A 14,340-nucleotide genomic window follows, 5' to 3' on the forward strand; every position below is an offset into this window, starting at 1 on the left:
GCCACCTCCATCGCCTGGGGCCTGTGGGAGCAGAGCGGCGGCATGGCCTCCGCTCTGGAGGGCTCCGAGGTGCGGCGGATGAACCGCAGCGGTGTCTCGGCCCTGACCGTCACCGAGGGCCTGGCCCTGTTCGACACGGCCCTGGCCGCCGACCGGGCGGCCCTGGTGCCGATCCGGCTCGACCTGGCGGCGCTGCGTGCGGAGGGCGACGTACCTCCGCTGCTGAGCCGGCTGGTCAAGGCTCGGGCCCGGCGGGCGGCGGCCGTCGGCTCCGCCGGGGCCACGGCGCTGCGCGAGCGGCTGGTGACCCTGGCCGAGCCGGAGCGGCAGGCGGTTCTGCTCGACCTGGTGGCCACCCAGGTGGCCGCCGTGCTCGGCTTCGCCCGGGTGGAGGAGGTGGAGGCCGACCGGGCCTTCCGGGACCTCGGTTTCGACTCCCTGACCGCCGTCGAGCTGCGCAACCAGCTCGGCGCGGCCACCGGCCTGCAGCTGCCGGCGACGCTCGTCTTCGACTACCCGTCGACAGCGGAGCTGGTGACGCACATCTCGGCCGAACTGCCCGGCTCCCAGGGCGCCTCGCCGGTCTTCGGCGAGCTGGACCGGCTCGCCGAGGCACTGGCCGCGGCACAGCCCGACAGCGGCCAGCGGGCCCGGGTCACGGCACGGCTGCGGACGCTGCTGGCGGCGTGGTCCGAGGGCGACACCCCGGCGGACGGCGAGGACGTCCCCGGTTCGATCGAGTCCGCGAGCGACGACGAGATCTTCGACTTCATTGGCAAAGAGTTCGGTATTTCCTGATCTGCGAGGAGCGCAACCAGATGGCGAACGAAGACAAACTCCGTCACTTCCTCAAGCAGGTCACGGCGGATCTGCATCAGACACGGCAGCGGCTGCACGAGGAGGAGGCGAAAGCTCACCAACCGATCGCGATCGTCGGGATCGGCTGCCGGTTCCCCGGCGGAATCGAGACTCCGGAGCACCTGTGGGAGGCGGTCGAAGGAGGCCGGGACGGCATCGCGCCGTTCCCCACGGACCGCGGCTGGGACGTCGACGGCGACGGCCGGACGCTGCACTGCCGCAGCGGCGGTTTCCTGGACGATGTCGCCGGCTTCGACCCGGTGTTCTTCGGGATCTCGCCCCGTGAGGCGGCTGCGATGGACCCGCAGCACCGGCTGATGCTCGAGGTCGCCTGGGAGGCGTTCGAGCACGCGGGCATCGACCCGGGCTCCCTCCGGGGCAGCAGCACCGGGGTGTTCGCGGGGCTGATGAACAACTCCGACTACGTGTCCCCGCTGACGGCGGTCCCCGAGGGCGTCGAGGCGTTCCTCGGTACGGGGAGCACCGGCAGCATCGTGTCGGGGCGCATCGCGTACACCCTGGGCCTGGAGGGTCCGGCGATCACGGTGGACACGGCGTGCTCGTCGTCGCTGGTGACGCTGCACCTGGCCTGTCAGGCACTGCGCCAGGGCGATGTGAGCCTGGCGCTGGCCGGCGGCGTCACGGTGATGTGCACGCCGACGACGTTCCTGGAGCTCAGCATGCTCCAGGCGTTGGCGCCCGACGGGCGGTGCAAGGCCTTCGCCGACGCCGCCGACGGCACCGGCTTCGCCGAGGGCGCCGGGATGCTCGTCCTGGAGCGGCTCTCCGACGCCCGGCGCAACGGGCATCAGGTGCTCGCGGTCATCCGCGGTACGGCCGTCAACCAGGACGGGGCCTCCAACGGGCTGACGGCGCCGAGCGGGCCTTCGCAGCAGGAGGTCATCCTGGCCGCGCTGGCCAACGCCCGGCTGTCGCCGGGGCAGGTCGACGCGGTCGACGCGCACGGCACCGGCACCACGCTGGGTGACCCGATCGAGGCGCAGGCGCTGATGGCCACCTACGGCCGGGAGCGCCGCGAGGGCCGGCCGCTGTGGCTGGGGTCCTTCAAGTCGAACGTGGGCCACACCCAGGCTGCCGCCGGTGTGGGCGGCGTCATCAAGATGGTGCAGGCCATCCGGCACGGGGTCCTGCCCAAGACCCTGCACGTGGACACGGAGACGACCAAGGTCGACTGGTCGGGCGGCGGCGTATCGCTGCTGACCGAGAGCCGGCCGTGGCCGGAGACCGGCGAGCCGCGGCGCGCGGGTGTCTCCTCCTTCGGTCTGAGCGGCACCAATGCGCACGCGATCATCGAGCAGGCGCCGGATGAGGAGCCCGCCCAGGCGTCTGTCGCGCCTGCCGGGGAGTCCGCCGAATCATCCGGCGCCGCGGCGGCCGTCGCGGAACAGCCCGGCGCCGAACAGTCCGGCCCCGTACCGCTGCTGCTGTCGGCGAAGTCCGCCGACGCGCTGCGCGCCCAGGCCCGGGCCCTGCGCGGCCATCTGCGCCGGCACCCCGAGATCACCCCGTACGAGGCGGGCCACGCGCTCGTCTCCCGCCGGGCCCTCTTCGACCAGCGCGGCGCGGTGGTCGCCGAGGACCGCGACGCCCTGCTGCGCGGCCTCGCGCTGCTCGCGGACGGCGAGACCTCGGCGAACGTCGTACGCGGGACGGCCAGGCCCGGCACCAAGCCGGTCTTCGTCTTCCCGGGCCACGGCACCCAGTGGGCCGGCATGGCCGCCGAACTCCTTTACAGTTCACCGGTGTTCGCCGCATCCGTGGCCGCCTGCGACGCCGCCTTCGCGGAGTTCCAGGACTGGTCGGTGGAGGCCGTGCTGCGGTCCGGGCCCGGCGCACCCGAATGGGACCGGATGGACGTGGTGCAGCCGACGCTGTTCACCATGATGGTCTCCCTGGCGGCGCTGTGGCGCTCTTACGGGATCGAGCCTGCCGCCGTGATCGGCCACTCGCAGGGCGAGGTGTCGGCCGCGCACGTGGCCGGGGCGCTCACCCTGAGGGACGCCGCCCGGATCACCGCCCGCCGCAACGCCGCCTTGTGCACCCTGTACGGGCACGGGGCCATGGCCTCCGTACTCGCCGGGCAGGACGAGGTGCTGCGCCGGATCGAGCCGTGGGGCGAGCAGCTGTCGGTCGCCGCGGCCAACGGGCCCTCGGCCTGCGTGGTCTCCGGTGAGCCGGACGCCATAGACGCGTTCGTGGCCGCCTGCGAGGAGGACCTGATCCGCGCCCGCCGCATTCGGGGCGCGGACGCCGCGGGACACTCGGCCCAGGTCGAGGCGCTCCGGGACCGGCTGCTGGACGAGCTCGCCGTGGCGCCCCGCGCCTCCGACGTGCCGTTCTACTCGACGGTCACCGGCGGGCTGGTCGACACCACCACCCTGGACGGCGACTACTGGTACCGCAACGCGCGCCAGACGGTGCAGTTCAACGACGCCGCCCGCGCGCTGCTCGACGCCGGGTTCCGCCTGTTCGTCGAGGTCAGCCCTCATCCGGTGCTGACCGTCCCGCTCCAGGGCATCGGGGACGACGCCGGCGCGGCCGTCGCGCTGGTCCCCTCGCTGCGGCGGACGGAGGGCGGGCCCGAGCAGTTCCTGAGCGCGGTCGCCCACGCTGCCTCGCACGGTGCGCTGCCCGACTGGGCCACCGTGTTCCCGGCCCCCTGCCGACCGGTCGACCTGCCCACGTACGCCTTCCAGCGCGAGCGTTACTGGCTGGAGACCGCGGCGTCCCTCGGCGACGTCACGTCGGCGGGGCTCACACCCGCCGACCACCCGCTGCTGGCCGCCGCCGTGTCGGTGGCCGACTCCGACGCCACCGTGCTCACCGGGCGGCTGTCCCTGCGCAGTCACCCGTGGCTTGCCGACCACGCCGTGGTCGACAGCGTGCTGCTGCCCGGCACCGCCTTCGTGGAAATGGCGATGCTCGCGGGCGACCGGGTGGGCTGCCACCGGCTGGAAGAGCTCACCCTCGCCGCGCCGTTGGTCCTTCCCGAGGCCGGCGGGGTCGCCCTCCAGGTCTCGGTCGGCGAGCCCGACGCGGACGGACGCCGTCCCGTACGGATCCACTCGCGGCCCGACCACGCCCCGGACGATCTCCCCTGGACCGAGCACGCCTCCGGCACGGTCACCGCCGAGGAGGCCGCGCCCGGCTTCGACTTCACCGCTTGGCCGCCCGAGGGCGCCGAGCGGCTCGACATCGACGGCCTGTACGAGCGGCTGAACGCCGCCGGGGTCGGCTACGGTCCCGTGTTCCAGGGGCTGCGGGCGGCCTGGCGCGCCGGCGACGACACGTTCGCCGAGATCACCCTGCCCGAACAGGCCCGCTTCGCCGCGGCGGAGTTCGGCCTGCACCCCGCACTGCTGGACGCGGCCCTGCACGCCGGTATGGCCGGGGCGGACCTCTCGGCGTCGGTCCGGCTGCGGCTGCCGTTCTCCTGGACGGGGGTGTCCCGCTTCCAGAACGGCGCCGCGCACCTGCGGATCCGGCTGTCGAAGGGGGCCGAGAACCAGGTGTCCCTCCAGGCCGCCGATCTCACCGGTCTGCCGGTGCTTTCCGCCGAGTCGCTCGTCGTACGCGAGGTCTCCGCCGAGCAGCTCAGCACCTCGGCCGGCGGGCACCAGGACGCCCTGTACTCGGTGGACTGGGCCGTGCTGCCCAGCTCCGGCCGGGTGGTCCTCGAGGACTGCGCGGTCATCGGGACCGCACTGCCCGACCTCGGCGCCCGTCATGGGGACTTGGGCGAGCTGCTCGCCGCGGCCGAGGCCGGGGCCCCCGTACCGGAGCTGGTCGTCCTCGCGCTCGACCCGGCTCCCGAGGGGGAGCCCGCGGGCCCCGACGACGTACGCCGGGCAACCGATGCCGTGCTGCGCCTGGCGCAGCAGTGGCTGGCCTGCGAAGCCGCCGCGGGCGCCCGGCTGGCCCTGGTGACCCGAGGAGCCGTCGCCGCCCGACCGGACGAGGACGTACCGGATCTGCGGCACGCGGCCGTATGGGGGCTGATCCGCTCCGCACAGTCGGAGAACCCGGACCGTTTCGGGCTCGTCGACTTCGACGGGACCGAGTCCTCGCGGCACGTTCTCGCCGCCGCGCTGGCCACCGGCGAGCCGCAACTGGCGCTGCGCGAAGGCGTCGTCAGTGCCCCGCGGCTGGCCAGGGTCACCCTGGGCGAGGAGACCGGCGTACCGGTCTTCGACCCCGAAGGCACCGTCCTGGTGACCGGCGCCACCGGCACCCTGGGTTCGCTGGTCGCGCGGCACCTGGTGACCGGGCACGGCGTCCGCCGGCTCCTGCTGACCAGCCGGCGGGGCGCGGCCACCGCCGGGGCGGATGAACTGCTCACCACTTTGGCCGAGTTGGGGGCCTCCGCCGAGCTGGTGGCCTGCGACACGGCCGACCGGGAAGCACTCGGCGCGCTGCTGGCCGCCGTTCCGGCCGAGCACCCGCTGACCGGTGTGGTGCACAGCGCCGGAGTTCTCGACGACGGCGTGTTCGACTCTCTGACGCCGCAGCGGCTGGAGGCCGTACTCCGCCCGAAGGTGGACGCGGCCCTGCACCTGCACGAGCTGACCCGCGACCTCGGACTATCGGCCTTCGTCCTGTTCTCCTCGGCGGCCGGCGTGGCCGGCAACCCGGGGCAGGCCAACTACGCCGCGGCCAACTCCTTCCTGGACGCCCTCGCACAGCACCGCCGGGCCACCGGGCTCGCGGCCTCCTCGCTGGCCTGGGGTCTGTGGAACGAGCGCAGCGGCATGGCCGGCGACCGGGACGCGGAGGAGCTGAAGGCCGGTCTGCGCCCCGGTATCGCCGGGCTGTCGAACGAGGAGGGCCTCGCCCTGTTCGACGCGGCCGTCCGGGACGGGCGGGCGCTGCTCGTGCCCATGCGGCTCGAACTCGCCGCCCTGCGGGTCGGCATGGGAGAGGTACCGCCGCTGCTGCGCGGGTTGATCAGGGCGCCCGCCCGGCGGGCCGCCCTGGCCGACGGCGCCGGAGCGGCCTTCCGGGAGCGGCTGGCGGGCACCGAGGAGGACCGGCGCCCCTCGGTGGTACTGGAGTTCCTGCGCGCCCAGGTGGCTGCCGTCCTGGCCCTGCCCGATGCGAGCGGGGTGGACCCGGACCGCGCGTTCCTGGAGATGGGCTTCGACTCGCTGACCGCGGTGGAGCTCCGCAACCGGCTGGCCGCGGCCACCGGTGTCCGGCTGCCCCCCACCGTCGTCTTCGAGAACCCGACCCCGGCGGCCCTCGCCGGCCAGGTCGCCGCGGCGTTCACCGCCTCCGGCGGCGGGGCCGGTGCGGGTGGCGGCGCGGATGCCGGGGCGGCGCCGCAGCAGCAGGGGTTGTTCGGCCCGATGGTGCGGCGTGCGATGGAACTGGACCGGATGGCCGAGTTCGTGGGACTGCTCTCCGCGGCCTCCGAATTCAGGCCCGTCTTCGAATCCGGCGCCCAGCTCACCGGTGAACTGGACGTCGTACGGCTCGCCAAGGGCCCGGCGAAGCCCGGCCTGGTGTGCATCCCCTCGGTGCTGGGCATGTCGGGCCCCCACGAATACGCCCGGTTCGCCGCGGCGTTCCGCGAGGTCAGGGACGTATCGGTCCTGCCCGCGCCGGGCTTCCTCGCCGGGGAGCTCTTCCCCGCGAGCGTGGAGGCGCTGGCCGAGGCGCACGCCGACGCACTGCTGGCCCATGTCGGCGACGAGCCGTTCGTGGTCGCCGCCCACTCCTCGGGCGGACTCCTCGCCCACACCTTGGTCCGCGTGCTGGAGCGGCGTGGGGTCAGGCCGGACGCGCTGGTCCTGATCGACATCTACGGACCCAGCCGGAACGCCTTCCAGGGCATCGAGAACCGGCTGGCCGCCGGACTGACCGGTGACACCGGGGAGTTCATGACGATGGACGACTCCCGGCTCACGGCGATGGGCGGATACTTCCGGCTCTTCTCCGACTGGGACCCGGAGCCCACCGCTGCCCCGACGCTGCTCGTACGGGCCGCGGAGCCACTGGCGGCCTGGAACGCGGGCGACGACTGGCAGGCGGCGTACAAGCACCCGCACACCGAGGTGGACACCCCTGGCAACCACTTTTCCATGATGGAGGAGCACGCCGCCTCCACCGCGGGCGCCGTGGAAACCTGGCTCTCCACCCGCAGCGAGCAATGACCCCTGGATACAGGGCCGTTCCAAGGTGGACCCCTGGGTGGAGACGGCTTCCAAGCCTCACCCCAGAGGTCCACCACCGGGCCCAGGAATTGCCGGCGCGGCGGCCCTAGTGTCTGAATCACCGAAACCAATCAATGGGTAGACGGAGGAGGCTCACATGAGTGACGCCATGCAGGAAGCGCTTCTACTGAGTGGCGGCCTGATGGCCATCGTGCTTCTCACTCAGGTGGGCAAGCACGGATTCGGATGGATCAAGTTCGGCATTTCGATGGGCTTCACGGTCTATCTGTACTGGGACACCTACGACCGCACTCCGATCACCGGCCCGAATATCACGGCCTCCGCACTCGGTATTCTCGTCGGCGGGATCATCGGGTACTTCCTGATGACCAAGATGGTCGTCTACCGTAACGAGCAGAAGAAGCACAAGGTGTACACCAAGGCCGGCTGGGCCTACCTCTTCATCTGGATCGCAGTGCTGGTCTTCCGTACGACCTTCCTGCTCCTGCTGGAGAACTCGCCGTGGTTCTCGGACAAGTTCGGCACCTTCATGGTGAACAACGACCTCGGCTCCGAAGGCATCGCCGCCTTCTTCGTCCTGATGGCGATGACCATGGTCGGCTACCGCACCGTGGTCTGCCTCATCCGCTCCTTCAAGCTGCCTCCGGCGCCGCAGGCCACCCCGGCCGGCTCGACCGCCCGGAGCAGCACCGCCGGCGAGAGTGAGAGCAGCGCCGCCGCGCTGCCCCGCGACCACACCACCCCGGTCACCTCCGCCTGAAGACCCCGGATCGGCCCCCGTACGGTCCGGTAACGCAGAAAGGCCTTCCCCGCACTGCGGGGAGGGCCTTTTTGCTGTGCGGGCGGCAGCGCTCAGAGCTGGACCAGGCCCTGCTGGAACGCGTAGCGCACGGCATCGGCCCGGTTGCGGGCGTCGATCTTGGCGAAGGCGTTGTTGATGTGCGTCTTCACCGTCGTCTCCTCGATGAAGAGGGCCCCGGCGATCTCCGTGTTGCTCAAACCGTCCGCGATCAGCCGCAGTACGTCGACCTCGCGGCCGGTGAGGCCGTCGGGGAAGACCCGGCGGCGCTCCGGCTGTCCGCCGGCGCGGCCGGCCGCCGGCGCGGCCTGGCCGGACCCCTCGGCGGGGGCCGCGGGGGAGCCTGCCGCACCGAGCGCGGCGGCCAGCCTGCGGGTCACCTCCGGGTCCAACGTCGTCTGTCCGTGGGCCGCGTTGCGGATGGCCATGGCGATCTGGTCCCGGTTGGCGTCCTTGGTCAGATAGCCGCGGGCCCCGGCCGCCAGGACGGCGGCGATCGACTCGTCGTCGGCGTACGTGGACAGGGCCAGCACCGTGACGTCCGGATGCTCGGCCAGGATCCGCGCGGTCGCCTCGGCGCCGCCCATCCGCGGCATCCGCATGTCCATCAGCACCACGTTCGGGGAGGTTTCACCGACGGCCCGTACCGCCTCCACCCCGTCGCCGGCGCCGCCGACCACCTCCATGTCGTCCATCAGACCAAGCAGGGACATCAGGCCCTCCCGGATGATCTGCTGGTCGTCGACCACCAGCACGCGCACGCGCGCCGGGCCTGCCGACCGATCCGTCTCAGCCACTCTCGGACCCCCGTGGTCGCGTTCCAGATCCTGAAAGAACTGCAGCTTGGCAGCCGTTCTCATGGTTTCCAATCTACCTCCCCATACGAGGGCGGGCGCCCGCCCGCGGGTCGGTCCGGCTTTCACGCCGGTCCTGCCCGCGGGCTCGCGCCCGCCCGTCTTCGTGCTGTCTTCGCGCTCTCTCTACTGCCCGGCCGGAGCCAACTCACCGCCGAGGTAGAGCCTCCGGCAGGCCCGTCGCTGCACCTTGCCGCTGGTGGTCCGGGGCAGGGCGCCCCGCCGGATCAGGACGACCTCGTCGGTCCTCAGGCTCTGGCCGTCGCGGACGGCCTGCCGGACGCGCTCGCGCAGTCGCTCCGCACCGGTCTCCCGCAGCACGCGGCCGTCGGTCTCGACCACGACGACGAGCCGCTCTATGGCCCCGTCGTCCACCGAGAACGCCGCCGCGCAGTTGGGGCGCAGCCCGGCCGCCGCCCGCTCGGCCGACAGCTCGATGTCCTGCGGGTAGAAGTTGCGGCCGTTGCGGATGATGACGTCCTTCAGGCGGCCCGCGACGAACAACTCCCCGTCGTGGACGAACCCGAGGTCGCCGGTGCGCAGGTACTCCGGACCGCCGGGCTCCGAGCCCGCCCCCGCCGTACGCACGGCGAAGGTCTCCCGGGTCTCCTGGTCGCGCTCCCGGTAGCCGAGGGCGACGCAGGGACCGTCGATCCAGATCTCGCCGATCCGTCCGGGCGGGCAGGGCTCCAGCGTCGCCGGGTCGACGACGAGCACCCGGGTCCCGAGGGCCGGGAAGCCCGCGCCGACCAGGGGCTGGGCCCCCTCCGCTGCTTCGTCGAGCTGTTCGAAGCGGCCGTCGAGGAGCGCGGCGGTGCCGGCCCACAGGACGGTCGGGGGCCGGTCGGCGGGGCTGGCCGTGGCCTTGAGCGTGTTCTCGGCGAGCCCGTAGCCGGGGGACATCGCCTCCGGGGCGAAGCCAGCCGCGGCGAACGCCTCGGTGAAGGACCGTACGGCGGCCCAGCGCACGGGCTCGGCGCCGTTCGCGGCGACCCGCCAGGAGGACAGGTCGAGCCGTGGCCCTCCGGCGGCGGCCGGGTCCGCGCCGGCTTCTCCGAGCGCCGTCACGCACAGCTCGTAGGCGAAGCTGGGGGCGGCGGCATGGGTGCCGCGGAACCGGGATATCGCCTCCAGCCAGCGGGTCGGGCGCCGGATGAACGCGGCGGGCTCCATCAGGTAGGCGGGGACCCCCGAGCACAGCGGGAGCAGGATGCCGAAGAGCATCCCCATGTCGTGGAAGAGCGGCAGCCAGGAGACCACCACCCCGTCGGGCCCGGTCGGCCAGACGTCCTCGGTCTCCGCCACGTTGTGCAGGAAGTTGGCGTGGGAGACCATCACGCCCTTGGGGTCCCCGGTGGAGCCGGAGGTGTACTGGAGCAGGGCGATGTCGTCGGGCTCGGGCCGGGGGCCGGTCCAGTCGGCGGATCCCGGCGCCAGCAGCTCGGTGTCCACGAACGTCAGTCCGGCCAGTTCCGGGAGGGAGCCGAAGCGCTGTTCCAGGTCGTCCTTGATCGCACGGGTGGTGAGGACGGTGGTCGTGCCCGCGTCGTCGGCGATGCGGCGCAGCCGGTCAAGGCCGCGCGCGCGGGTCGGTACCTGTACGGGCGCCGCGGACACCCGGGCGTACATGCAGCCCAGCAGGGACCGGATGAACTCCAGGCCCGACGGGTAGAGCAGCAGGACGCTGTCGCCGTCGGCGAGGCCGAGTGCGCTCAGGGCGGCGGCCCTGGTGAGTGCGTCGGCCTCGAGCTCCCGGTAGGTGAGGGCGCCGTCGGGGGTCTCGCCGTCGCGCAGGAAGACGTAGGCGGTCTCGTCGGGCTGTTTGACGGCGCGCAGATGGAGGGCTTCCGTCACGGTGCCGGCGTAGGCCGACTCCGTCTCCGAGCTGGTACGGGCCATGGGTACGGTCCTTTTCGTCAGTCGTAGGGAAGTTCAACCGGCGCGAGGCCGTCGAAGAGGTCGCCGGGACCGGGGTTGTCCGGGTGCGTGCTCCCACCCAGCCGGTCGAGGACGCCCCATACCGCGTTCAGGGCGGTGGTCACCGCTCCCTCGGCGAAGCCCGGGGTCCAGGAAATGCCGTCGCCGCAGAGGAAGAGTCCCTGGGCCGACGGCGCCGCCCCGTCCTGCACGAACTGGTTGAAGAGCCTTCGCTGGTAGCGGTACTGGCCGGGCAGACTGGCCCGGAAGGCGCCCATGAAGTGGGGTTCCGTCTCCCAGGTGACGGCGAGCGGACCGTCGATGATGTGCGACCTGATGTCCACGCCGGGGTAGATCTCCCCGAGCCTGGCCAGGGTCGCGTCCAGCCGCTCCTGCGGCGACAGCGTGGCGAACTTCAGCGAATCGTCGTTCCACGTGTACGAGAGGCACATCACGCCGGGCCGGTCGGGTCCCTCGTCGAAGAGGTACACCCCGCGCGCCATCCGGTCGGTGAGGGTCATCGCCATGGTGTCGCGGCCCGTGAGCGGGTCGGTGTCGCGCCAGAAGGGCCGGTCGGTGAGCACGAACAGCTTGGAGCTGCCCATGTAGTGGGTGCGCTCGACGGCGATCCACTCCGGGGTGCTCAGCAGGGAGTCGTCGCACCCGATCCGGCCGAGCAGGTTCCACACGTGCGGGGTGAACACCACCGCCGGATAGTCGCGGGCCTCGCCCGCGGCGTCCTCGACACGGATCCCGTCGCCGCGGCGGCGCAGTGCGGTCACCGCGGGGCGGGGGCCGCCCGCGTGCAGTGAGGCGAGCGTCGTGCCGGCGGGCCAGTGGGCGAGGCCGGCGGGCGCGTGGTCCCACAGGGCACGCGGAATCCGCTGGGCGCCTCCGTCGACGAGGACCTGTTCGGCGTCCGCGTCGGTGAAGACCACGCGCAGGATCTCCAGGAAGGAGTTGGGGAAGTCCGTGTCCCAGCCCCCGGTGCCGAAGCCGACCTGGCCGAATATCTCCCGGTGCTTGAAGGACCGGAAGGCGGGGGACCCGGCGAGGAAGCCGTAGAACGACACGTCGTCGTACTCGCCGACGAGCCTGTTCCACACCCCCTTGAGGGTGCTGACGTCACGCTCGCGGATGGCGCTCTGCATCAGGGACAGTTCGGTCCGCTCCTGAAGCGATTTCGCCCAGGCGTCGGCCACTTCCCGGTACACCTCGGGGAGTTCGTCCTCGGTGCGCGCCCATTCCCGCCGGCCGCCCAGGTCGATGAGGGTGGCGGGCGTCTGCGGGGCCAGCGGGTTGGGGAACGGGCGGGTGGTGATGCCGAGTCGGTCGATGTAGTGAAACAGCGCGCGGGCCGAGAGCGGGAACCGCATGGCCCCCATCTCCGCCACGTGCTCGGGGTGCGCGGGGAAGGGAACGGAGCGCATGCGCCCGCCCAGCTCCCCGGCCTCGTACACCACCGGCCGCAGCCCCAGCCGCATCAATTCGTACGCGGCGGTCAGGCCGGCCATGCCACCGCCGATGACGGCGACTTCGGTGCCGAGCTTGTCGGGGGGAACGGAGCCGAGCCCTGTCGGATGGCTGAGCCAGCGGTCGTAGGAGAAAGGGAAATCCGGTACGAGCATGGTGACCGGAGGAGAACTGGCTGACGTCATCGGGGAAAGCCTCTCGGGCCGTGCGCGAAAAGCCGGCGGGAAACGGCGGGAAGACCATTCCGGCGAGAACCGGGTCTCGCCGAACAGGCCGGGTATCGCTGGTCGTCAGCGTTCGGCAGGTCCACGCTATTGAGGCGCCGGACGGAGCGGCAACCCCTATGCGCCCCAGTGCCGGGCTGCCTCCGCGGCCTGCTCCGCCGGATCCGGCGGGCCGCATTTCTTAGGGGTGGGCACCCCTAAGTAGGGGCTTGCGTCCGCTCTTTCGCGCAGATCATTCTTAACGCCCGCCGCCCTGACCAGTTTCGGGCGGAAATCCAGGCGACGACCTGGCAGGACATCACAGGGCACCTAGGGAGAACAGATGACGGCCTCGGGCACGGGTCGCCTGGAGCAGAAGGAGAGCGGTCCGGCCTCCGAGGAGGAGCGGGAACGCTCGCACCGTCAGATCATCGCGGTCATGCCCGGGTTGATGGCCGGCATGTTCCTGTCGGCACTCGACCAGATGGTAATGAGCTCCTCCATCAGGACCATCGCCGACGACCTCGGAGGTCTCCAGCTCCAGGCGTGGGCGACCACCGCCTACCTGATCACCTCGACGGTCTCCACCCCGCTCTACGGCAAGCTCTCGGACATCTACGGGCGCAAGCCGCTGTTCGTCACGGCGATCCTGGCCTTCGTCCTGGGCTCGCTGGCCTGCGCCGCGGCCCAGAGCATGCACCAACTGGCCCTCTTCCGGGGCCTCCAGGGACTGGGCGGTGGCGGGCTGATGGCCGTGGCCATGGCGATCACGGCCGATCTGGTGCCACCCAGGGAACGCGCCCGCTACCAGAGCCGGTCCATGACGGTGTGGCTCAGCGCGAGCCTGCTCGGCCCGCTGATCGGCGGCCTGTTCGCCGGGGCGGACGAGTTCCTGGGCCTCACGGGCTGGCGCTGGATCTTCCTGCTCAACGCGCCCATCGGGGCGCTCGCCCTGATCGTGGTCGTACGGGTCCTCAACCTGCCGCACCGGCGCAAGGACCAGCGGACCGACTACTGGGGCGCGGCGGCCATCACGGCCGGCACCGTCCCGCTGCTGCTGCTCGCCGAACAGGGCCAGCAGCGCGGCTGGACCTCGGCGTGGTCGCTGGTGTGCTGTCTGCTGGGCGTACTCGGCTTCGTCGCGTTCCTCCTGGTCGAACGGCGCATGGGGGAATCCGCGCTGATTCCGCTGCACCTGTTCCGCGTCCAGACGTTCAGCGTGGCCATCGCGGTCTCGATGCTCGTCGGCGGCGGCATGTTCGGCGCGATCTCGGTGGTGCCGCTCTACCTGCAGATCGTCGGAGGCTCCTCGCCCGTCGCGGCCGGCCTGATGATGCTGCCGATGATGCTCGGCGTGGTGATCTCCACGGTGGCGTCCAGCAGGATCCTGAAGCGCGGCGGGAGCTACAAGGCCTTTCCGGTGACGGGTGCGGCCCTGACCGGGGTGGGGATGTTCGGCTTCCGGATGATGACGGTGGACACCCCGGCCTGGGTTCCCATGCTGATCCTCGTCGCGTTCGGCATCGGCATCGGCAACTGCACGCGCACCCTGATGGTCGCGGCCCAGAATTCGGTGCCGGTGGCCGACATCGGGTCCTCCACCGCCTCGCTCACCTTCTTCCGCCAGGTCGCCGGGGTATTCGGGGTGGCGTTGTTCCTCTCGGTCCTTTTCGGGGCGCTCCCCGGGAGGCTCGAACATGCCGCCGCCCGCGCCGATGTGGTGTCCGTACTCGCCGAACCCGCGGTGGCGTCCGACCGAGACAACGAGCCGTTCTTCGAATTCATGGACAGCCGCCGGCAGGGGCTTTCCGATTCCTCGTTCCTCGAACGGGTGGATCCGCGGCTGTCCCGGGTGTTCCGGGAGTCTTTCGACGCCGCCACTGACCGGGTGTTCCTGATCGGCGGGGTCCTCATGTGCATCACCGCGGTCCTGGCCGCATTCATGAAAGAAGTACCGCTGCGTGAACTGAGTGCGGCCCAGCTGGCCGAGCGGGCGGCCTCGTCGGACGCGGCCGAATGAGAGGCAACGGCATGAAAGAGGC

General features: G+C 71.9%; 7 protein-coding genes. 4 read left to right on the top strand and 3 right to left on the bottom strand.

The features are described from left to right. The 3 genes from J7E94_RS34955 to J7E94_RS27390 form a co-directional block, all read left to right on the top strand. On the top strand, positions 1–798 hold a 798-nt coding region (locus J7E94_RS34955), incomplete at its 5' end, for a phosphopantetheine-binding protein (RefSeq protein ID WP_251057301.1). A 20-nt stretch (positions 799–818) separates the two neighbouring features. After that, positions 819–7,031 (top strand): type I polyketide synthase, encoded by a 6,213-nt coding sequence (locus J7E94_RS27385; protein WP_215019488.1) that lies wholly within the window; start codon positions 819–821, stop codon positions 7,029–7,031. A 157-nt stretch (positions 7,032–7,188) separates the two neighbouring features. Beyond that, positions 7,189–7,812: a DUF1453 family protein gene (locus J7E94_RS27390; protein ID WP_215019489.1), complete on the top strand. Its 624-nt coding sequence runs from the start codon at positions 7,189–7,191 to the stop codon at positions 7,810–7,812. A 92-nt stretch (positions 7,813–7,904) separates the two neighbouring features. On the opposite strand, the gene J7E94_RS27395 is transcribed toward J7E94_RS27390, so the two are convergent. The 3 genes from J7E94_RS27395 to J7E94_RS27405 form a co-directional block, all read right to left on the bottom strand. Then, entirely contained in the window at positions 7,905–8,648 is a 744-nt protein-coding gene (locus J7E94_RS27395; RefSeq protein WP_308345474.1) for a response regulator transcription factor, read from the bottom strand. A 183-nt stretch (positions 8,649–8,831) separates the two neighbouring features. Beyond that, on the bottom strand, positions 8,832–10,604 hold the full coding sequence (locus J7E94_RS27400) for a fatty acyl-AMP ligase (protein ID WP_215019491.1): 1,773 nt from the start codon (positions 10,602–10,604) through the stop codon (positions 8,832–8,834). Between the two features lie 17 nt (positions 10,605–10,621). Next, the gene (locus tag J7E94_RS27405) at positions 10,622–12,280 is read right to left on the bottom strand and encodes an NAD(P)/FAD-dependent oxidoreductase (protein WP_215019492.1); all 1,659 of its coding nucleotides are present in this window, start codon (positions 12,278–12,280) and stop codon (positions 10,622–10,624) included. Positions 12,281–12,641: 361 nt separating this feature from the next. Between J7E94_RS27405 and J7E94_RS27410 the strand changes: the two genes are divergently transcribed. Further along, on the top strand, positions 12,642–14,318 hold the full coding sequence (locus tag J7E94_RS27410) for an MDR family MFS transporter (RefSeq protein WP_215019493.1): 1,677 nt from the start codon (positions 12,642–12,644) through the stop codon (positions 14,316–14,318). The last annotated feature ends 22 nt before the right edge of the window (positions 14,319–14,340 follow it).

It is taken from the genome of Streptomyces sp. ISL-94, assembly GCF_018614075.1.
In the GTDB taxonomy this organism is placed as follows: Bacteria; Actinomycetota; Actinomycetes; order Streptomycetales; family Streptomycetaceae; genus Streptomyces.